This is a genomic window from Micromonospora sp. NPDC007220, assembly GCF_040634035.1.
GTDB classification, from domain to species: domain Bacteria; phylum Actinomycetota; class Actinomycetes; order Mycobacteriales; family Micromonosporaceae; genus Micromonospora; species Micromonospora reichwaldensis.
In genome coordinates this window covers 74,093-94,908 of record NZ_JBEYEU010000008.1, presented here as the reverse complement: position 1 = coordinate 94,908, position 20,816 = coordinate 74,093, and the positions used below count along the sequence as shown (strand labels likewise).

Sequence of the window (20,816 nt, the reverse complement as noted above, 5' to 3'; positions counted from 1 at the left end):
CCCGGTGACCCGGGCTTTCGTCGCCCGCCCGGCGGAGGTCTCCGCCGTGGCCGTACCCGGCCCGGTGCCGGAGAGGACAGTGCCATGACGGATTCATCCGGTTGGGTGGCGTACGTGGGGCCGTTCCGCTACCCGTGGGGCGAGGCATGCTCCCGGCGGGTCGACGGGATCGCCCGGTCGCTGGCCCTGGCCGGCCGGCACGTGGTGGTGGTCGGCGGGGAGCACACCCCGGCCGAGCCTCGACCGGTCGACGTCGTGACGGGGCCGGGCACGATAACCCACGTCGGAGTGGGCGAGTTGCCGCCCGCCGGGGCGAGCCCGGCGGCCAGGGCGACCCAGGTGCTCCTCCGCTGGGGAGCGCGGACCGTCGCCTGGCTGGCGGCGCAACCGACCCGACCGTCACATGTCGTGGTCTACGGCGGCGGGACGCCGTACATGGTCCACCTGCGCCGGTGGTGCCGGCGCCACGGGATTCCGCTGGTGGTCGACGTGGTCGAGTGGTACAGCCCTCGGCAACTGGTCGGCGGAGCGCTGGGCCCCCTGCACCTGTCTGCGAAGCTCGCCCTGCGCCACCACTACCCGCGCTGCTCCGGCGTCATCGCCATCAGCACCCTGCTCGAGGAGCACTTTCGGCAGCGGGGCTGCCAGGTCGTGCGGGTGCCGCCGACCCTCGACGTGCGGCAGCTGGCGAGCACACCGGAGACCCCGGCCACCGGGTGGGACGGGCTCACCCTGGTCTACGCCGGCACCCCCGGCCGCAAGGACCTGCTCGGCACCGTCGTCGAGGCGGTCGAGGCGGTGGCGCGCTCCGGTGCGCGGCTGCGGCTGAGGGTGGTGGGGCCGTCCCGCCAACAGCTGCGCGATCTGCTCGGCGGCGACCCGCCGGAGATGGTGGAGGTGGTCGGCCGGGTGCCGCAGTGGACGGTGCCGCAGCTGTTGCGCGAGGCCGACTTCAGCGTTCTGCTCCGGCCGCCGGCGCGTTACGCCAACGCCGGCTTCCCGACGAAGGTCTGCGAGTCGATGGCGAACGGCACCCCGGTGATCTGCAACCTGACCAGCGACCTGGGCCGCTACCTGGAGGACGGCGTCAATGCCCTGGTCTGCACCGACCACTCCGTGGCCGCGCTGGCGGCGACGCTGCACCGGGCGGTGCGGCTGACCGCCGAGGAACGGCTGCTCATGCGCAAGGCCGCCCGGGAGCAGGCGCTGGACTCCTTCGACGTCCGGGCGTACGCACAACCGCTGGCCCGGCTGCTCGATTCTGTACAGGAGGTAACGGGTGCCGGACACCGGGGGCACTGAGATGCCGGAGCGGATGCGGGTGTGCGTGGTGGGGCCCCTGCCGCCACCGATGGGAGGCATCGCCCGCGGGGTGGCGATGCTGGTCGACCGGTTCCGCGACGATCCGGAGGTCCACATCGAGGTGGTCGACATCGCCCAGCGGTGGCGCGGCGTGCACGACCTCGTGCCGGGGCGACGCCTGACGGCGGGGGTACGCCAGCTCACGGCCGGCGCCGTGGCACTGCGCCGCGTCCTGGCCGCGGGCCGGACCGACGTCGTGCACCTGCATTCGTCCGGTGGCCCCGGCGTCCTCCGGGACCTGGCGTTACTGCTCATCACCCGGGTGTACCGGCGACCGGCCGTCTACCACCTGCACTTCGGGCGGATCCCCGAGATCGCGGGGCGCGGCAGTCGGGAGTGGCGGTCGATGGCCTCGGCGATGCGGCTGGCGACGGTCGTTCTGGTCCTCGACGAGGCGTCCGAGTCCACCGTCCGCAACCAGCTCCCCACGGTGTGGGTGCGGCGGATGCCGAACGGAGTGGACCTCGACCGGCTTCCGGCGCCACACCGGAACCCCGCGCCGGCGGAACGCACGGTGCTGTTCGTCGGCTGGTTCCTGCACGCCAAGGGGGTCGAGGACCTGCTGGCCGCGTGGCGGACGGCCGCGCAGCCGGGTTGGCGGCTGCTCTTCGTCGGCCCCGCCGATCCGGCCTACCTGCGATCGGTGACCGAGCGGCACCAGCCGCCGGCGTCGGTGTCCTTCCTGGGCGAGCTGCCGCACCCGGACGTCCTCGCCATGATGGCCCGCTGCGACCTGTTCGTCCTGCCCAGCCACACCGAGGGGTTCCCCAACGTGGTGGTCGAGGCGATGGCGCTCGGCTGCCCGGTCGTCGCCACCGACGTGGGGGCGACCGCCGAGATCCTCGGCGACGACAGCGGGGTGGTCGTCGCGCCCTCGGACCCCGCCGGCCTCGCCGCGGCGCTGCGGGATCTGATGACCGACCCGGCGCGCCGTGCTGAGCTGGCCGACCGGGCCCGGGCCCGGGTGCACCGGCTCTACGGGCTACAGAGCGTGCTGCGCCAGCACACCGACCTGTGGCGTCGGGTCGCTGGTTCCCCCCGGCACGACCGCCGGCCGCCGGCCGCCGCTCCGGGGAAGCACCCCGTCGGGTCCTGACCGGTGGTCTCTGCGGTGGTGCCGGCCGCCGGTGCCGTGCGGGCGGCTCGACGGGTCGGCCGTGAGGGCGGGCACGAGCGAGAACAACGCCAGCGGTAGCCAGGCGGCCAGGGCGGCCTCCCAGTGCCCGGTGAGCCAGATCGGCAGGAACATCACCAGGAACAGCCCGGCCAGCCGCGCGCCGAGCCGGGAGGCGCGCCCGACGGGCCAAATGGCGGCGGCCAGGACGGCCGCGTAGCACAGCACGCCCACGAGCCCGAGGTCGGCGCCGAGGGTGAGGACCAGACTGTGGGCGCCGATTCCCCAGGAGCTGACCGCCATGAACGCGCCCGCCCCGATCCCGGCGAGCGGGGACTGCCCCCAGACAGCGACGGCCTCGGGCCAGACCAGCATCCGGCCGGCGAGGTCACCGGTCGCCCGGTCGGCGACGAGGCCGTCGAGGCGCAGCATCGTCGCCTCGCCCAGGCCGAGCGGTACCAGGAGCAGGACCGCCGGGACGACCACCGCCGCGACCAGCCAGCACGCCCGGGGGGCCGCCCGGCTGCACACCAGGTAGACGGCGCCGAGCAGCAGCGCGGCCAGCGCGCCCCGCGTGCCGCTGAGCAGCACCGCGTAGCCCAGCAGCGGCACGCACGCGTAGAGCGCGAGGCGGACCGCGCGGGGCAGCCCACCGACGCTGCCCAGCAACACCGCCAGCAGGATTCCGGCGACCATCGTGTAGGCGGTCAGGTTGATGTTGACTCCCTCGATGCCGTACCGGACGCTGAGGTCGAAGGCTCCCGTCCGGTCGAGGTCGCCGCCGGTGGAGGGTGCCCGGATCAGCTCGACCGCCCGGATGAGACAGCCGGCGATGAACGCGACGCCGACCGCGAGCAGATCGCGGGTGGTGGTCACGATGTGCCGCACCGCGACCAGCAGCAGCAGGCAGGTGCCGTACAGGTAGACGGTGCTGCGGGTCGCCGAGGTGTCGAGCGTCCACCCGAGGCTGGCGACCACCCACACGCCGAGCAGCAGGGCGAGCACGTCGACCAGCCCCGGCCGGGGGATGCGACCACTGAGGACGACGGCGGCCAACAGGGCGGGGCCCAGCGGGGTCTGGTCCACCGACCAGCCCACCATCAGGGCGACGACGCTGACGATCGCGACGCTGACCAGTGTGGCGTAACGCCGATGGGCCCGTCGCCGGTGCGTGCCGGGCGAGCGGGCGGGTCCGGACAGGAGGCCTGGAGGTACGTCGCCCACGCTGTAGTCCTTCGTGTCGGTGGCCAGGCGGCATATCCGCTGCTCGCCGAGTCTCCCACCTATTCCTTAATGAAGCGGGCATTCGTAGCGATTGTCGGATGAAAGGCGTTTCTCCGGTACGGGAGTGGTCGTTCCTCACAACGAACCCGCCGGGCGTACGGGGCGGGGCACGGCGAACCGACATGGGAGCGGGAGTGACCACAAATTCCAACGGCCAGCGGGTACTCATCACCGGCGGCACGGGTTCCTTCGGCAAGACGATGGTCCGCCGCCTCCTCGACCGTGGCGTCGGCGAGGTCCGGGTGCTCAGCCGCGACGAGGCCAAGCAGGACGACATGCGCCGGCAGCTCGGCGACGACCGGGTCCGCTACCACGTCGGGGACGTGCGCGACTACGACTCGGTGCTGCGGGCCAGCCGGGGGATCGACTACGTCTTCCACGCGGCGGCGCTCAAGCAGGTGCCCTCCTGCGAGTTCTTCCCGCTGGAGGCGGTGCGGACCAACGTCCTGGGCAGCGCCAACGTCGTCGAGGCGGCGGAGCGTAACGGCGTCGGCTCCGTGGTCGTGCTGAGCACCGACAAGGCCGTCCACCCCGTCAACGCGATGGGGATGAGCAAGGCCATGATGGAGAAGGTCGCCCAGGCGCACGCCCGGAACAACCCGAACAGCGCGACGACGGTCTCCTGCGTCCGGTACGGCAACGTCATGTACTCGCGCGGCTCGGTGATCCCACTGTTCATCGAGCAGATCAAGGCGGGCCGGGCGCCCACCGTCACGGACCCGGGGATGACCCGCTTCCTGATGTCGCTGGACGACTCGGTGGAGCTGGTCGAGCACGCCTTCCAGCACGCCCGGCCCGGCGACATCTTCATCCGCAAGGCCGTCGCCTGCACCGTCGGCGACCTGGCCGAGGCGGTCTGCGAACTCTTCGACGTGCCCGCGAAGCTCGACGTGATCGGCGTACGGCACGGCGAGAAGCAGGACGAGACGCTGGCCAGCCGGGAGGAACTCGCCCAGGCGGACGACTTCGGCGACTTCCTCCGGGTGCCGCTGGACGCCCGTGACCTCAACTACGCGCTCTACGTCTCCGAGGGCGAGCTGGGCCGGGGGCCGCGGGAGGACTTCAACTCCGCCAACGCGCCGCGGCTGGGCGTACCGGAGATCGTCGAGCTGCTGAGGACGCTGCCGGAGGTACGCGCGGAGCTGGCCCTGCGGGACCCGGTGCTGGCGTGCTGAGGCTGGCGGTCACCGGCGCCGGCGGCTTCCTCGGCTGGCACGTGCGGGTGCTGCTGCGCGTCCTCGGCCGACCGGAGCCGGTCGTCGTCACCCGGGCCGACCTGACCGACCCGGAGCGGGTCGCGGCGAAGCTCGACGGCGTCGACCGGGTGCTGCACCTGGCCGGGGTCAACCGGGGCGAGCCGGCCGACGTCGCCGCCGGCAACGTGCAGCTCGCCGCCCAGCTCGCGCAGGGCCTCAAGCACTGCCCGACGCCCCCCGGCGCGGTGGTCTTCGCCAACTCGGTGCAGGCCGGCAACGGCACCCCCTACGGCGACGCCAAGGCCGCCGCCGCCGGCATCCTGGCCGACACGGGCCTGCCGTTCGACGACGTCCTGCTGCCCAACCTGTACGGCGAGCACGGCCGGCCGTACTACAACTCGGCGGTCGCGACGTTCTGCCGGCTGCTCGCCGAGGGCGGGCAACCGGAGGTGCACGGCGACCGCGAGCTGAGCCTGGTGCACGTCACCGACGCGGCGGCCCGGCTCGTCGGCGTCCCGGCCGGCGGCTCCTGGGACCCCGCCATGCCGGCGCTGCGGACCGGCGTACGGGCCCTCGCCGACCGGCTCGCCGACGTCGCCGCCACCTACCGCACGGGGGAACTGCCGGCCCTGGTGGACCGGCACGACGTGCGGCTGTTCAACACCTACCGCTCGCACTGCTTCCCGGCGCACTACCCGCTGGCGCTGCCGCGCCGGGCGGACGCCCGGGGCGAGCTGGTCGAGACGGTCCGGACGCACGGGGGAGGCGGCCAGACCTTCTGCTCCACCACGCGCCCCGGCATCACCCGGGGCGAGCACTTCCACCTGGCCAAGGTGGAGCGCTTCGTCGTGCTGCGCGGCACGGCGGAGATCAGCCTGCGCCGCGTCGGCGACACCGGGGTGGTGCGGTTCGCGGTCTCCGGCGACGAACCGGTGCTCGTGGACATGCCCACGATGTGGGCGCACAAGCTGGTCAACACCGGCGGCGACGACCTGGTCACCATGTTCTGGACGAACGAGCTGTTCGACCCGGAACGGCCGGACACCTGGCCCGAGCCGGTGGAGACGGGCCGGCCGGAGCGCGCCGTGGCCGTCCCGTGAGGATCGGCCTGGTCAGCCAGTGGTACCCGCCCGAAGGGGTGTTCATCCCCGGCAACCTGGCGCGGCAACTGGCCGAACGCGACCACGACGTGCGGGTGCTCACCACCTTTCCGAGCTATCCGCACGGCCGGATCTTCCCCGGCTGGCGGCAGCGCTGGCGACACACCGAGGTCGACGGGCCGGTCGCCGTGCGGCGGGTGCCCGCCTATCCCAGCCACGACACGTCCGCCGCCCGGCGCGCGCTGAGCCACCTGTCCTTCGGGGCCAGCAGCGCGCTGGGCGGCGTCCGCTGGTTGGCGGGCGTGGACGTCACCTACGTCTACCACCCGCCACCCACCTCGGCGGCCGCGGCGGCGCTGGTCCGCCTGGCCCGGCGTACGCCGATCGTGCTGCACGTCCAGGACCTGTGGCCGGAGTCGGTGCTCGGCTCGGGCATGGCGCCCGCCGGCCGGGCGGGCCGGGCCCTGGAACGCGGCGTCGCCGCACTGATGCGCGCGACGTACCGCCTCGCCGGCGCCGTGGTGGTGATCTCGCCGGCGATGGCCGACCTGGTCGTGGCCCGGGGCGCGGACCCGGACCGGGTGCGGGTGGTGTGGAACTGGACCGACGACGCGCTGTTCCGGCCGGTGCCGGCCACCGACGAGGCCCGCGCGGCGCTCGGCCACCGCGGGCGCTGCACGGTGATGTTCGCCGGCAACATCGGCCTCCTGCAGGGGATCGAGACCGCGATCCGGGCGGCGGCCGTCGTGCGCGACCGGATCGACCTGGTGCTGGTGGGCTCCGGTGCCGGCGAGGAGGCCGCGCGCCGGCTCGCCGCGGAGCTCGGCGCCGACAACGTGCGGTTCGTCGGCCGGCGGCCCGCCGAACGGATGGCCGCGCTGTACGCCGCCGCCGACTGGCAGCTGATCTGCCTGCGCGACCTGCCCGCGCTGCGCGGCAGCATCCCGTCGAAGTTGCAGGCCGCGCTGGCCTGCGGCAGCCCCGTGATCGCGTCGGTGGGCGGCGACGCCGCGGCCCTGGTCCGCTCGGCCGGGGTCGGCCTCGTCTCCCCGCCGGGGGACTGGCGTGCGCTCGCCGCGCGCTTCTCCGTCGCGGCGGCCGAGTCCGCGGACGCCCGGGCGGAACTGGGCCGCCGGGCCCGACGGGTCTACCAGGAGCGCATGTCGCTGCGGGTGGGCGTGGACCAGTTCGAGGACATCATGACCAAGCTGGCAGCAGAGAGAGGACGGGCATGACCCGGATCATGACGGTGGTCGGCACCCGACCGGAGATCATCCGACTGTCCCGGGTGATCGCCCGGCTCGACGACACCGTGGACCACCTGCTGGTGCACACCGGGCAGAACTGGGACAGCACCCTCTCCGACGTCTTCTTCAAGGAGCTGCGGCTGCGCGAGCCGGACCGCTTCCTGCGGGTGGACACCTCGTCGCTCGGCCGGGTGCTGGGCGGCGTGCTGGTCGGCATGGAGACGGCGATCGCCGAGACCCGACCGGACGCGCTGCTCGTGCTCGGCGACACCAACAGCTGCATCGCCGCGCTGATGGCCCGGCGGATGCGGGTGCCGGTCTACCACATGGAAGCCGGCAACCGCTGCTTCGACCTCAACGTCCCCGAGGAGACCAACCGGCGGCTCGTCGACCACGTCGCCGACTTCAACCTCGTCTACACCGAGCACGCGCGGCGCAACCTGCTGGCCGAAGGGCTGCACCCACGCCGGATCCTGCACACCGGCTCGCCCATGCGGGAGGTGCTGGAGCACTACCGCGCGGACGTCGCCGCGTCGGGCGTCCTGCGCCAGCTCGACCTCGCACCCGGCCGGTACTTCGTGGTCAGCGCGCACCGCGAGGAGAACGTGGACCAGCCGGACCGCCTCCAGCGCCTGCTCGACTGTCTCCGGGCCGTCCGCGACCGGTGGGGGCACCCGGTGCTGGTCTCCACGCACCCGCGTACCCGCAAGCGGTTGGAGGCCCTGGCGCCGGACGCCGCCGCCCTCGACGGGATCGCGTTCCACGAGCCGTTCGGCCTCTTCGACTATGTGCACCTGCAGACCAGGGCGTTCTGCGCGCTCTCCGACAGCGGCACGATCAGCGAGGAGGCCGCGATCCTCGGCTTCCCCGCGGTGACGCTGCGCGAGTCGATCGAGCGCCCCGAGGCGCTGGACGCCGGCGGGATCATCATGACCGGGCTCGACCCGCAGGGCGTCGTGGAGGCGGTCGAGGTCACCGTGGCCCAGGTCGCCGCCCAGGGGGTGCCGTGCCCCGTCGACTACCGGGTCCCGGACACCTCCCGCCGGGTGGTCGACTTCATCCTCTCCACCGTCCGCCGGCACCACGACTGGGCGGGCATCCGCCGCTGACCCGTACCGCGAGGGCCGGCGACCGGAAGCTCCGGTCGCCGGCCCTCACCGTGTGGCGCGCGTCAGCGGGACAACGGCACCTGCACCGAGGCGCGGGGGACCGGCACGACCGGGTGGTCGCAGAGCGCGGCGAGCTGCGCGGCCACCTTCTCCGGATCGTCGTACGGGTCGAGCCCGCTGACCTCGATCGGGTCCAGGGCCGGCACCGCTACATGTGACACCAGCGGGTGCAGCGGCCGGGTGTCGGTCTCGCCGGTGCCGAACAGGTCCTCGTGCAGCTTCTCGCCGGGGCGCAGCCCGGTGTAGACGATCGGCACGCCGCTCTCCGCCTGCTCGGCCATCTGCCGGGCCAGGTCGGCGATGCGGACGGGCTCGCCCATGTCCAGCACCAGCGCCTCCCCGTCGCGGCCGATCTCGGCGGCCTGCAACACCAGGTGCACCGCCTCCTGCACCGTCATCAGGTAGCGGGTCACCTCCGGGTGGGTGACGGTCAGCGGGTGGCCCAGCTCGATCTGCCGCTGGAACGCGGTCACCACCGAGCCACGGCTGCTCAGCACGTTGCCGAAGCGGACGCTGAGGAAGGTGCCGGGGAACCGGGAGGCAGCGTGCGCGGTCAGCCGCTCGGTGATCCGCTTCGAGTAGCCGAGGACGCTGATCGGGTCGGCTGCCTTGTCGGTGGAGATGTTGACGAAGCGGGCCACGTCGCGGCACGCGTCGAGCACGGAGAGGGTGCCCCAGACGTTCGTCTTCACCGCCTCGCCGGGGTGCCGCTGGAGCAGCGTGAGGTGCTTGAGCGCGGCGGCGTGGAAGATGACGTCCGGCCGGCGCTCGCGGATGATCCGCCGGATGCCCTCGTCGTCGCGGAGATCGGCGAGGATCAGCTCGGGGCCGTCCAGCAGGGCGCGGCCGGCCAGCGACATCTGCAGGCCGTGCAGGGCCGACTCGTCGCGGTCGAGCATCATCAGCTCGCCCGGGTCCGCCTTCATCACCTGCCGGCACAGCTCCGAGCCGATGGAACCGCCGGCGCCGGTGACCAGGACCCGTCGACCGCTGAGCCCGTTGCCGCTCAGCGCCATGTCGGCGACCACCTGCCGGCGGCCCAGCAGGTCGTCGATCTGCACGTCGCGGACGTCGGTGACGGTGATCCGGTGGTCGACGAGGTCCCGGACCGGAGGCAGCACCTTGAACGTCGCCCCGGTCCGGAGGGTGGCCTCGCGGATCTGCCGGATCAGCGCGGCGTCGGCGTTGGCGACGGAGAAGATCACCGTCGTCGCGCCGGTGCGCCGTACGGCCGCCGCCACGTCCTGACGGCCACCGAGCACGCGTACGCCGCCGATGCGCAGGTCCCGCTTGTCGGGGTCGTCGTCGAGGGCGCCCACGGGCCGGTAGCGTCCACGCGGATCGCCGAGCATGGCCCGCAGCAGCCCCTGCCCGGCGTCGCCGAGCCCGAACAGCAGCACGGGGTTGGAGGACCGGGCGTCGGGCCGCATGGCCAGGTCACGGCGGTGCCGGTAGGTGAACCGGGCGGTCAGCATGAACAACAGGGCCAGGGCGCCGCCGACCAGCGGCGTGCTCGCCGGCACCGGTCGTACGCCGGCCGGCAGCAGCCCGATCAGCATGATCGCGGCCGTGGTGGCCGCCGTGCCCGCGACCCCCTGCACCTCCTGGAGGCTGCCCAGCGGGTGGCGTCCGGAGTAGATCCGGCGAACCGCCGCGACGGCGACGTGCACGACGGCGGCGAGGATGCCGCAGGTGGCGGCGCGCGCGAGCTGGCCGGAGGCCAGGTCGAGTTCGTAACGGAACCAGACCGCTGCGGTGAACCCACCGACCCAGGCGGTGCTGTCGGTGGCGAGGAATCCGATTGTGCGGCGACGCGCCCTGGCCCGGTGTGAACTCTGTTCACCGAGTCGGGTGGCCTCTGTTTCGGGCGGCATCTGTGCTCCCTGTCCGTCTCCGAGGGCTTCCGCCACAGGGCGGAAGGAGCTTTAGGGCTCTTTAGGTTGATACATGCCCGAACATGATTTTTGGCGTCTTTCGGGTTGGATGACCGATTTTTCGTCCGCGGGGCCGAGGGCTCGTCGGGTCAACGGGCGGGCACGCCCTTGACCACGACACCGTCCGGCACGTCCCGGACGACGCAGGCGCCCGCCCCGACGGTGCTGTCCCGGCCCACCCGCAGGCCCTGCAATACGGCCGCCGTCGTGCCGACCAGCACCCCCTCCGCCAGGTGGCAGTCGCCCGAGACGGCGGCCAGCGGATTGACCGAGACGAAGTCGGCGAGGGTGCAGTCGTGCCCGACCGTGGCGTTCTGGTTGAGGTGCACGTGCCGGCCGAGCGTGACGTTGGTGGTGACCCGGGCCCCCGCGAAGGCGACGAGGCCCGGGCCGTGCACCGTGTCCGGCCCGATCGTCGCCGCCGGATGCACGAGGCTCGCCGCCGGCGTGCCGTACGCCTCGACCCGGGCGGCGACCGCCCGCCGGACGCGCGGGTCGCCGATGCCGATGACGTGGTGCGCGTCCGGGGGCGCGTCGCGCAGCCAGGCGACGCCGCCGAGATAGGGCACGTCGAGCCGTTGCACCCGCTTCAGGTTCTCCTCGGAGGGCCGGTCGTCGACGAACCCGAGGAGGCGCCAGCGTGGCCGGCCGGCGGTGACGTCCATCGCCCGCGCGATCGTGAGGACCTCCCGGCCGTGCCCGCCGCAGCCGACGACCACCAGCGGGACCGTCACGCCGTCGACCCTCCCGTACGGGCCGCCAGGAACTCGTCGACGGCGGCGAGGACGAGGCCGACCTGCCGCTCGTTCATCGCGCTGCCGCTGGGCAGGGCCAGCCCGTCGGCGAACAGCCGCTCGGCCACTCCGGTGACGAGGCACTCGGCGTCGGCGTACGCCGGTTGCAGGTGCATCGGCTTCCAGACCGGGCGGGTCTCGATGTCCCGCCCCGCCAGGTGGGCGGCCAGGTCGGCGGCCCGCCAGCCGGCCCGCCGCGGGTCGACCGCGATGGTGGTCAGCCAGCAGTTGGAGCCGGGGTCCTCCACGCCGAGCAGCCGCACACCCGGGACCGGGGCGAAGAGCTTGGCGTACTGGTCGCGCAGGTGCCGGCGCCGGGCGATCATCCCGTCCAGCCGGACGAGCTGGGCGCGGCCCAACGCGGCGAGCAGGTTGCTCAGCCGGTAGTTGTAGCCCGTCTCGCGGTGCTCGTAGTGCGGCGTCGGCTCGCGGGCCTGGGTCGACAGGAACCGGGCCCGGGCCAGCAGGGCCGCGTCGTCGGAGACGAGCATCCCGCCGCCCGAGGTGGTCATGATCTTGTTGCCGTTGAAGGAGAGGATGCCCACCTGCCCGAAGGAGCCGGCGGGCCGGCCGTGATGGGTCGCGCCGAGGGACTCCGCGGCGTCCTCGACCACCGGTACGCCCGCCGCCGCGCAGACCGGGGCCAGCGCGGTGTGGTCGGCGCAGCTGCCGAAGAGGTCGACGGGGACGACCGCGCCGACGCGCTGGCCCCGGAGGACGAGTGCCCGGATCAGCTCGTCCACGAGGGCCACGTCGAGGTTCCCGGAGTGCGGGTCGCAGTCGACGAAGACCGGCCGGGCACCGGCGTAGCGGACCGCGTTCGCGCTCGCCACGAACGTCAGCGTCGGCACGATGACGGCGTCGCCGGGCCCGACTCCCACTCCGAGCAGCGCCAGGTGCAGCGCGGCCGTGCCGGAACTCACGGCGACGGCCCCGTGCGTGCCCACCCGCGTGGCGACCTCGCGCTCGAACGCGTCGAGGTCCGGGCCGACGGGCGCGACCCAGCCGGACCGCAGGGCCGCGACGACGTACGACTCCTCCAGCGGCCCGACGTCGGGCGGGGACAGGTGGATGGTCCCGCTCATCGGCCACCTCCGGCGGGGACGGTGAGGGTGGGGTCCGGTCCGGGTACTGCCGGGGCGGGCGGGGGCGTGCCGAGGAACTCGGGAGCCGTGGCCGAGCCCGCCGCGGAGATCCCCTCGCGGCGCAGCACGGTGCGGACGGTCGCGGCGAGGATCGACAGGTCCAGCCGCAGGCTGCGGTGGTCGACGTACCAGACGTCCAGGTCCAGCTTCTCCTCCCAGCCCAGGCTGTTGCGGCCACGCACCTGGGCCAGCCCGGTGACGCCCGGCCTGACCTCGTGCCGGCGGGCCTGGGTGGGGGAGTAGCGCGGCAGGTACTCGGTGAGCAGGGGACGGGGGCCGACCAGGCTCATGTCGCCGCGCAGCACGTTCCACAGCGTCGGCAGCTCGTCCAGGCTGGTGGAGCGCAGGAAGCGCCCCAGCGGCGTCAGCCGGTCCCCGTCGCGCACCCGTCCCCGCAGCGGATCCGGCGGGAGCATGGTGCGGAACTTGACCAGCTCGAACACCCGGCCGTGCCGCCCCGCGCGGGGCTGCCGGAACAGCACCGGCCGACCGAGTCCCGCCGCCACCAGCACCGCCACGACGAGGACCAGTGGCGCGGTCAGCACCAGCAGCACCGCGGCCGCCAGCACGTCGATCGCCCGCTTCAGGGCCTCCGGTCGGGGCCGCTCCGCGAGGCTTCCAGGCGTGTCCACGGAACCAGGCAAGGCTTCGACCTCCAGGGGCAGAGTCGGGCACCAGTTGACAAACACGTTCTAACAGGGATGAACACGCCAGCGGTGCGAAATCGCGACACTCGCCGCCGATCCCGACAGGTCAACCGCGCAACGGCCCGTCAGGACGCGGCCCGACGCCGAAGACGTGCCCCTCGACCCGCGTCGCGGCCCTGGTCGGGCGGCACGTGGGCCGACGCCGGCCGGTGCCGCCGCCCGCGACTGCGCAAGGGACCGGCCAGCCCCGCGCCCTCGGCGGGCCGCTACCCACCCGCCGGCTGATGGTCGGCGCACCCGCCTGCCGATGCCACGGCACCCGCCTGCCGAAGTCACCGCACCCGACTGCCGATGTCCGGCGCTCCCGCCTGCCTACGCTCAGGGCGTCGCGTCGCCGCCTTCGAGCCGGCGGACCAGTAGCGTGCGCAGGGGGATCGACTCGCCGTCGCGACCACCCGCGCCGACCACGAGCGGCGGCGGACTCGGCTGGGGCTCGGCCCCGAACAGCAGGGCGCGCGGTCCGCCGGCCACGGTCAGCAGGTGGAACCGCCCGTCGACGTCGACGGCCCTGGTGCGGGCCCGGTCGACGTACCAGCCGCGCAGCCCCGTCCGGTAGCTGCCGCGCCCGTCGAGGCCCCGGGCCGTGAGCCGTTCCGTGGGCAGGCCGCGCCGGGTCGCCTCGGCGACGAACCAACCGACCAGCTCCGCCGCCTCGGCGTGCTCGGCCGCCCGCCGGCGCTCGTCGGCCGCCGCGTGCGCCCGCACCGCCCGCCGCTGCCGTTCCCGCCACTCCAGGCCGTCGCCCCGATCCACGACCGCGACGGTACGCCCCACCGCCCGTCACCGGAAAGCACCACCGCGCCCTGTCGCCGGTCCGGCCGGTCGACAGGCGCGCCCGCCGGGCGCTGATGGCCGTGGGTAGGTCCGCGGGCGATTAGGTCGGCACGACGCTGTCGAGCTGAGTCGTTTGCGACGACGGGCGCTGGTGGTCGTGGGTGGGTCCGCGGGTGAGAGGTCGGCGTGACGCTGTCGAGCTGAGTCGTTTGCGACATCAGGCGGTTGCCTGAACCGTCGTTGAATCGTCTACGACATCAGCTCGACAGCGTCGCGCGTGCGTCCCGTGCCGCCCTGGAATCCGGCCGGCCTGGCCCTACATGCCGCCGTCGCTCCGTCCGGGCGACCCGGGCCGTGTCGGGCCAGTGCGGCCTGGGCGGTGTCAGGCCAGTGCGGCCCGGGCCGTGTCGGGCGAGTGCGGTCCGGGCCGTGTCGGGCGAGTGCGGCCCGGGCCCGTGTCAGGCCAGTCCGGCCCGGCGCAGCGCGTCCGCCATGGCGTCGTTGGCCGGCGCGGGTCCCGCTGCGCCACGGCCCTGCCGTTGCGCCCCGCCCCGCCCGCCGCCCTGCCCGGACTGACCGCCCTGACCGCCGCGCCCGCCGCCGCCCTGACCACCACCGGACTGGCCGCCGCGTCCGCCGCCCTGGGCGCCTTGGGCGCCCCGGTCACCGCGTCCACCGCCCTGGCCGGGCTGGCCGCCCTGACCCGCCTGGGCGACCTGGCCGCCCCGCGAGGCGCCCCGGTCGCCGCGCGGTCCGCCCTGCCCGCCACGTTCGCGGCGCCCGCCGTCCGGGCCGCCGCGTCCGGCGCCCGCCTCCGCGTCGTCCTCCAACCGGAGGGTGAGCGAGATCCGCTTGCGGGGCACGTCGACGTCGAGCACCTTGACCCGTACGACGTCGCCCGACTTGACCACCTCGCGCGGGTCCTTCACGAACGTCCGGGACATGGCCGAGACGTGCACCAGCCCGTCCTGGTGCACGCCGACGTCCACGAACGCGCCGAACGCGGCCACGTTGGTCACCACGCCCTCCAGCACCATGCCGGGCACCAGGTCGCTGATCTTCTCCACCCCCTCGACGAAGGTGGCGGTGCGGAACTCCGGCCGCGGGTCGCGGCCCGGCTTCTCCAACTCGGCGAGGATGTCGGTGACGGTGGGCAGGCCGAAGGTGTCGTCGACGAAGTCGGTGGCCCGCAGCCCCCGCAGGATGGCGCTCCTGCCGATCAGCGACCGCAGGTCCTGCCCCGTGGTGGACAGGATCCGGCGGACCACCGGGTACGCCTCGGGGTGCACGCTGGAGGAGTCCAGCGGGTCGTCGCCGCCGGGGATGCGCAGGAAGCCGGCACACTGCTCGAAGGCCTTCGGGCCGAGCCGGGCGACCTTCTTCAGCTCCGACCGGGTGCGGAACGGACCGTTCGCGTCGCGGTGCAGCACGATGTTCTCCGCCAGCCCGGCGCCGATGCCCGAGACCCGGGTCAGCAGCGGCGCGGAGGCGGTGTTGACGTCGACGCCGACCGCGTTGACGCAGTCCTCGACCACCGCGTCCAGCGACCGGGAGAGCTTCACCTCCGACAGGTCGTGCTGGTACTGGCCGACCCCGATCGAGCGCGGGTCGATCTTGACCAGCTCGGCGAGCGGATCCTGCAGGCGGCGGGCGATGGAGACCGCGCCGCGCAGCGAGACGTCCAGCCCGGGCAGCTCCTGCGAGGCGTACGCGGAGGCGGAGTAGACCGACGCGCCGGCCTCGGAGACCACCACCTTGGTGAGGTTGAGCTGCGGGTACCGCTTGATCAGCTCGCCGGCGAGCTTGTCGGTCTCCCGGCTGGCGGTGCCGTTGCCGATGGCGACCAGCTCGACGCCGTGCGCCCCGGCCAGCCGGGCGAGGGTCTCGATCGAGGCGTCCCACTGCCGGCGCGGCTCGTGCGGGTAGATCGTGTCGGTGGCCACCACCTTGCCGGTCGCGTCCACGACGGCGACCTTCACGCCGGTGCGCAGGCCCGGGTCCAGCCCCATCGTGGGCCGGGTGCCGGCCGGCGCGGCGAGCAGCAGGTCCCGCAGGTTGGTCGCGAAGACCCGCACCGCCTCCTCCTCGGCCGCCTGCCACAGGCGCATCCGCAGGTCCGCCCCGAGGTGGATGAGGATCCGCGTACGCCAGGCCCAGCGCACCGTGTCGGCCAGCCACCGGTCCGCCGGCCGGCCCTTGTCGGTGACGCCGAACCGCCCGGCGATCGCCGCCTCGTAGCGGCTCGGCCCAGTGACCACCGCGTCGGCCTCGCCGGCCTCCTCGGACTCCATGGTCAGGTCGAGCACGCCCTCCTTCTCGCCCCGGAACATGGCCAGGATCCGGTGCGAGGGCAGCTTCGGGTACGGCTCGGCGAAGTCGAAGTAGTCGGCGAACTTCGCGCCGGCCGACTCCTGCCCGTCGCGTACCCGGGAGGCCAGCCGGCCCCGCGACCACATCTGCTCGCGCAGCGTGCCGATCAGGTCGGCGTCCTCGGCGAAACGCTCGATGAGGATCGCGCGGGCGCCCTCCAGGGCGGCGGCGGCATCGGCCACGCCCTTCTCCGCGTCCACGAAGCCGGCGGCGGTCTGGCGTGGGTCCTGGCCCGGGTCGGCCAGCAGCGACTCGGCGAGCGGCTCCAGCCCGGCCTCGCGGGCGATCTGCGCCCGCGTGCGGCGCTTGGGCTTGTACGGCAGGTAGATGTCCTCCAGGCGGGACTTCGAGTCGGCCGCCATGATCTGCGCTTCCAGGGCCTCGTCGAGCTTGCCCTGACCACGGATCGACTCCAGCACCGCCGCGCGCCGCTCGTCCAGCTCGCGCAGGTAGCGCAGCCGCTCCTCCAGGGTGCGCAGCTGGGTGTCGTCGAGCAGGCCGGTGGCCTCCTTGCGGTAGCGGGCGATGAACGGCACGGTCGCACCGCCGTCGAGCAGCTCCACGGCCGCCCGTACCTGACGCTCGGCGACGCCGATTTCCTCGGCGATCCGCTGATGAACAGAGAGGGTCACGATCTCGATCCGCCTTCGGTGTGGGTTCCGCCCTGCATTGTGCCGGCCCGCACCGACGGCCGTCGCCGCCCCCGGCCCGGCGAGCCGCCCCACCCCTTCCTTGCACCGCCTCGCCCGCGACGCCGCCCGCTGCGCTAGCGTGGCGATCATGGAACAGCCCGTGGACCCGCGCGCCCGGCGGCTCTTCGGCGGCAGCGCCCGGGCGCTCGGCGACCTCGCCGCCAGCCCGTTCCGGGCCGACCGCGACCGCATCGTGGCCTCGCCGTTCTTCGCCCGGCTCAACGGTGTGACCCAGGTGGTCAGCCCCGGCGGCTCCGGCCTGCTCGTGCACAACCGGCTGACCCACAGCCTCAAGGTGGCGCAGGTGGCGCGCGCCATCGCCGAGCGGCTCACCGCCGACGAGGCGCACCGCGACCTGCTGGAGAAGCTGGGCGGCTGCGACCCGGACGTGGTGGAGGCCGCCGCGCTCGCGCACGACCTCGGCCACCCGCCGTTCGGGCACCTGGGGGAGCGGGTGCTGGACCGGCTGGCCCGCCAGCGGCTCGGGCTGACCGACGGGTTCGAGGGCAACGCCCAGTCGTACCGGATCGTCACCAGCACCGAGATCCGCGGCGCGGCGACCACCGGCCTGGACCTCACGGCGGCGGTGCGGGCGGCGCTGCTGAAGTACCCGTGGACGCGGCTGGACCACCCCGACCCGCACCCCCGGCTGCTGGACCCGCCGCCGCGCGGCGCCACCCCGCCGCCGGACGACCCGGACAGCGGCTCGTCGAAGTTCGGGGCGTACCGGACCGAGCTCGGCGACCTGCGGCAGGCCCGGGAGCCGTTCGTGGGGCGCATCCCGGACTGGCAGCAGACCCCCGAGGCGTCGATCATGGACACCGCCGACGACGTCGCGTACGCGATCCACGACGTGGAGGACTTCTACCGGGTCGGGGTGCTCCAGCAGGGCGCGGTGGCCGCCGAGCTGATGGCCTGGCAGCGCGAGAGCGGGCACTTCCGGGCCATCACCGACGCGGCCCTGGCCGCCGCCGCCCGCCGGCCCGGCTCGGCGATCGAGCGGCTGCGCCGGCAACTGCACCGCAAGGACGCCTGGATCGCCGACGACGACGCGTTCGCCGCCGCCGTCGAGCACGTCCGCGAGGAGTTGGTGGAGGGGCTGCTCGCGATGCCCTTCGACGGCTCCATCGAGGCGGAGCAGTACGTGGCCCGGTTCTCCGCCCGGTGGACGACCCGCTTCGTCGACGCGATCACCGTGGTCGAGCAGCCGGCGGTCCGCTCCGGTCACGTGCTGCTCGCCCCCGCGCAGTGGCACGAGGTGCAGGTGCTCAAGTTCGTCCACCACCGGTTCGTGCTGGCCCGGCCGGACCTGGCCCTGCACCAGCGCGGGCAGGCCCGGCTGCTGGGCACCCTGGTGGAGGCGCTGCTGGAGTGGCTGCTCGACCCCGAGGAGGAGTCCCGGCTGCCGCGCCGCCTGCACGACCTCGTGGAGCTGGCCGAGGCGGAGCTGCACCCGCGTACGCCGGACCGGATCGGCAAGGCCCGCGGGCGGGCGATCGTCGACTTCGTCGCCCAGCTCACCGACGGTCAGGCGGTCGCCATGCTGGACGCCCTGTCGGGCCGCTCCGGGGCGCTCTGGACCGACGCCTTCGTCCTCTGAGGGGCGGCGCCGCGGCACGCCCCACGGCGCTCAGGCGACGGCCTGCCACCAGCCGTCGACGGCCGGCGGGTCGTCCACCACCACCCGCTCCCCGGGGCGGGGCACGGCCAGCCGTACGTCCCGGGCCTTAGCCTCGGCCCAGATCCGGTCCACCGGCTCGGACCAGTCGTGCAGGGCGAGGTTGAACGTCGCCCAGTGCACCGGTACGAGCAGCCCGCCGCGCAGGTCGAGGTGGGCGGCGACGGCCTCCTCGGGGAACATGTGGATGCTCGGCCAGGCCCGGTCGTACGCCCCGATCTGCACCAGCGTGACGTCGAACGGCCCGTGCCGCTCGCCGATCTCGGCGTAGCCGTCGAAGTAGCCGGAGTCGCCGGTGTAGAAGACCTTCCGGTGCGCGCCGGCGACCACCCAGGAGCTCCAGAGCGTCCCGTCGCGGCGCAGCCCCCGGCCGGAGAAGTGCTGCGCGGCGGTGGCCGTGATCTCCAGCCCCGCCGCCCGGTGGCTCTCCTCCCAGTCCAGCTCGACGATCCGCCCGGCCGGTACGCCCCAGCGGTCCAGGTGCGCGCCCACGCCCAAGGGCACCAGGAACGGCGCCGACTGCAGGGCGGTCAGCGCCTGGACGGTCGCCATGTCGAGGTGGTCGTAGTGGTCGTGCGAGATCAGGATCGCGTCCACCGGGGGCAGTTCGTCGAGGCGTACCGGCGGCTCGTGCAGGCGGCGCGGGCCGACCAGGGCCGACGGGGAGCACCGGTCGCTCCACACCGGGTCGACCAGCACCCGGCGGCCCTCGATCTCGATCAGCGCGGAGGCGTGGCCGTACCAGACGATGTTCAGCTCACGCCCGGCGTCGGTGGCCGGGGCGGCGCCCGGGCGCGACAGCGGCACGGCGGCGCCCGGCCGGCGCTTCTGCTTGCCGAAGATCAGCTCGCGGATCAGGTTGCGGTCGGGGGTGCCGGCCATCGAGCGGGAGCCGCCCGGGTTGCGGAAGGCGCCGTCGTGGAACCGGGGCGAGCGGGCAGCCCGCTCCGCGCGGGCGCCGGTGAGCCGGCCGCCGAGCGCCGCCGGCACGTCCCGGGCCACCCACGCGAGCCCGGCGAGCGCGGCCAGCCCGGCCGCTCCGCGTAGCCGCCGCCCGAGTGCCCGGTCGGGTCCCGCGCGTTCCGGTGCTGCGCCCATCGTCGTCCCTCCGCCGTGTCCCGTCGTACACGGTAGCCCGGCCACCAGGGGACCGGCGGAAGGTCGGCGGGGCCCGCCGGGACGGCGGACCCCGCACGTCGCGGGGCGGCTCAGCCGCCGTTGCTGGGCCGCTGGGCGGTCGGCCGGTGGGTGAGGCCGGTGCCGGTGAGGCGGTCCACCGAGGCCAGGAAGCGCCGGCCCATCCGGGCGCGGGCCTCGACGGCGGGATGCGTGGCGCCGTAGTCGGCCGGCTCGGCCTGCCCGTCGGCGAAGAGGGCGTACGTCAGCACGGGCGCACCGGCCGTGTCGAAGATCACCCCGGCCTCGTGCCGGGCGTCGGCGAACCAGCCGGCCTTCGTGGCGACGCGGGCCCGCTCGGTCGAGGACATCACCCGCCGGATCCCGTCGGTGTACGCGACGGGGGCGCGCAGCAGCCGCAGCACGAGCGCCGTGCCGGCCGGCGAGAGCAGCGTGCCGGCCACCAGCGCGCGCAGCAGGTCGTGGGTCTCCCGGGGGGTGCTGGTGCCGAGGAAGAACCGGTTGGGGTTGGCGACGGGCTGCACCTGCGTGTTCGGGAAGCCCTTGTCGCGCAGGATCCCGTTGAGCTCGGCGGCCGGGCAGACCAGGCCGCACAGCCGTACCGCCGTGTCGTCGGAGACGGTCAGCAGGTTGGCCAGCACGTGCCCGAGGGTCACGAAGCTCGGGTACGCCCCGTCGAGGCTGAACATGCCGTCCCCGCCGGGCACCACGATCGCCTCGGTCACCTCGACCCGCTGGTCGAGCGTCAGCAGTCCCCGGTCGACCTTGTCGAGCACCGCCACGGCGACCGCGATCTTGTTGACGCTGTACGCCTCGATGCGCCGGTCCGGCTCGTCGGACACGGCCACCACCGGGGCACCCGCCGGGTCGGCGACGCTGACGTACGCCTGCCAGTTGCCGCCCGCTGCCACCGTCTGCCGCTCGTAGATCGCGGCCACCCGGCGGGCGGCCTGCCCGGGCGTCGCCGGCGCCGGTTCGGCGACCTCGGGGGCGGCGGACGCCGGCGCGGCGGCGCCGAGCACCGTTCCCGCCGTGGCCACCGTGCCCAGTCCCAGCGCGGTCCTGCGGTTCACCCGGATAGTCAATCGTCTCTCCCGTCGTGGTGGGCCGGCC

Annotated in this window: 16 protein-coding genes; 7 read left to right on the top strand and 9 right to left on the bottom strand. The window is 74.3% G+C overall.

Features of this window, described 5'->3' with window-relative positions; genetic code table 11:
* Window positions 1–84 precede the first annotated feature (84 nt).
* Both ABZ573_RS17435 and ABZ573_RS17430 read left to right on the top strand, forming a co-directional pair.
* Window positions 85–1,302, top strand: a complete 1,218-nt coding sequence (locus ABZ573_RS17435; protein WP_327027559.1) for a glycosyltransferase — start codon at window positions 85–87, stop codon at window positions 1,300–1,302.
* Window positions 1,280–2,458, top strand: coding sequence for a glycosyltransferase family 4 protein (locus ABZ573_RS17430; protein ID WP_151455452.1), 1,179 nt, complete (start codon window positions 1,280–1,282; stop codon window positions 2,456–2,458). Before ABZ573_RS17435 ends, ABZ573_RS17430 begins: the two co-directional genes overlap by 23 nt.
* On the opposite strand, the gene ABZ573_RS17425 is transcribed toward ABZ573_RS17430, so the two are convergent.
* Window positions 2,345–3,700 (bottom strand): O-antigen ligase family protein, encoded by a 1,356-nt coding sequence (locus ABZ573_RS17425; protein WP_327027561.1) that lies wholly within the window; start codon window positions 3,698–3,700, stop codon window positions 2,345–2,347. The genes ABZ573_RS17430 and ABZ573_RS17425 overlap by 114 nt on opposite strands.
* Before the next feature lie 194 nt (window positions 3,701–3,894).
* Between ABZ573_RS17425 and ABZ573_RS17420 the strand changes: the two genes are divergently transcribed.
* The 4 genes from ABZ573_RS17420 to wecB are packed head-to-tail and all read left to right on the top strand — an operon-like array spanning window position 3,895 to window position 8,412.
* On the top strand, window positions 3,895–4,935 hold the full coding sequence (locus ABZ573_RS17420) for an SDR family NAD(P)-dependent oxidoreductase (protein ID WP_305069292.1): 1,041 nt from the start codon (window positions 3,895–3,897) through the stop codon (window positions 4,933–4,935).
* The gene (locus ABZ573_RS17415) at window positions 4,929–6,056 is read left to right on the top strand and encodes an NAD-dependent epimerase/dehydratase family protein (protein WP_358119027.1); all 1,128 of its coding nucleotides are present in this window, start codon (window positions 4,929–4,931) and stop codon (window positions 6,054–6,056) included. Before ABZ573_RS17420 ends, ABZ573_RS17415 begins: the two co-directional genes overlap by 7 nt.
* Window positions 6,053–7,291 carry a glycosyltransferase family 4 protein gene (locus tag ABZ573_RS17410; protein WP_358119025.1) on the top strand — a complete coding sequence of 413 codons (1,239 nt, stop codon included), beginning with the start codon at window positions 6,053–6,055 and terminating at the stop codon, window positions 7,289–7,291. The genes ABZ573_RS17415 and ABZ573_RS17410 overlap by 4 nt, the downstream gene beginning before the upstream one ends.
* Entirely contained in the window at window positions 7,288–8,412 is a 1,125-nt protein-coding gene (gene wecB, locus ABZ573_RS17405; protein ID WP_151455457.1) for a UDP-N-acetylglucosamine 2-epimerase (non-hydrolyzing), read from the top strand. Before ABZ573_RS17410 ends, wecB begins: the two co-directional genes overlap by 4 nt.
* A gap of 62 nt (window positions 8,413–8,474) precedes the next feature.
* On the opposite strand, the gene ABZ573_RS17400 is transcribed toward wecB, so the two are convergent.
* From ABZ573_RS17400 to ABZ573_RS17375, 6 genes are all read right to left on the bottom strand, one after another.
* Entirely contained in the window at window positions 8,475–10,346 is a 1,872-nt protein-coding gene (locus ABZ573_RS17400) for a nucleoside-diphosphate sugar epimerase/dehydratase (RefSeq protein ID WP_327027565.1), read from the bottom strand.
* Between the two features lie 149 nt (window positions 10,347–10,495).
* Window positions 10,496–11,140: an acetyltransferase gene (locus ABZ573_RS17395; RefSeq protein ID WP_358119022.1), complete on the bottom strand. Its 645-nt coding sequence runs from the start codon at window positions 11,138–11,140 to the stop codon at window positions 10,496–10,498.
* The gene (locus ABZ573_RS17390) at window positions 11,137–12,285 is read right to left on the bottom strand and encodes an aminotransferase class I/II-fold pyridoxal phosphate-dependent enzyme (RefSeq protein ID WP_358119020.1); all 1,149 of its coding nucleotides are present in this window, start codon (window positions 12,283–12,285) and stop codon (window positions 11,137–11,139) included. Before ABZ573_RS17390 ends, ABZ573_RS17395 begins: the two co-directional genes overlap by 4 nt.
* The gene (locus ABZ573_RS17385) at window positions 12,282–12,977 is read right to left on the bottom strand and encodes a sugar transferase (RefSeq protein WP_358119018.1); all 696 of its coding nucleotides are present in this window, start codon (window positions 12,975–12,977) and stop codon (window positions 12,282–12,284) included. The genes ABZ573_RS17390 and ABZ573_RS17385 overlap by 4 nt, the downstream gene beginning before the upstream one ends.
* 393 nt (window positions 12,978–13,370) lie before the next feature.
* Window positions 13,371–13,805 (bottom strand): hypothetical protein, encoded by a 435-nt coding sequence (locus ABZ573_RS17380; protein ID WP_151455460.1) that lies wholly within the window; start codon window positions 13,803–13,805, stop codon window positions 13,371–13,373.
* Between the two features lie 479 nt (window positions 13,806–14,284).
* Window positions 14,285–16,828 (bottom strand): Tex family protein, encoded by a 2,544-nt coding sequence (locus tag ABZ573_RS17375; RefSeq protein WP_358119016.1) that lies wholly within the window; start codon window positions 16,826–16,828, stop codon window positions 14,285–14,287.
* 148 nt (window positions 16,829–16,976) lie between these two features.
* Between ABZ573_RS17375 and dgt the strand changes: the two genes are divergently transcribed.
* Window positions 16,977–18,488 (top strand): dGTP triphosphohydrolase, encoded by a 1,512-nt coding sequence (dgt, locus tag ABZ573_RS17370; RefSeq protein ID WP_327027573.1) that lies wholly within the window; start codon window positions 16,977–16,979, stop codon window positions 18,486–18,488.
* Window positions 18,489–18,518: 30 nt separating this feature from the next.
* Here dgt and ABZ573_RS17365 read toward each other — a convergent pair whose 3' ends face one another.
* Both ABZ573_RS17365 and ABZ573_RS17360 read right to left on the bottom strand, forming a co-directional pair.
* Window positions 18,519–19,664, bottom strand: coding sequence for an MBL fold metallo-hydrolase (locus tag ABZ573_RS17365; RefSeq protein WP_151456734.1), 1,146 nt, complete (start codon window positions 19,662–19,664; stop codon window positions 18,519–18,521).
* A gap of 110 nt (window positions 19,665–19,774) precedes the next feature.
* Entirely contained in the window at window positions 19,775–20,776 is a 1,002-nt protein-coding gene (locus ABZ573_RS17360) for a serine hydrolase (RefSeq protein WP_225852431.1), read from the bottom strand.
* Between the last annotated feature and the right edge of the window lie 40 nt (window positions 20,777–20,816).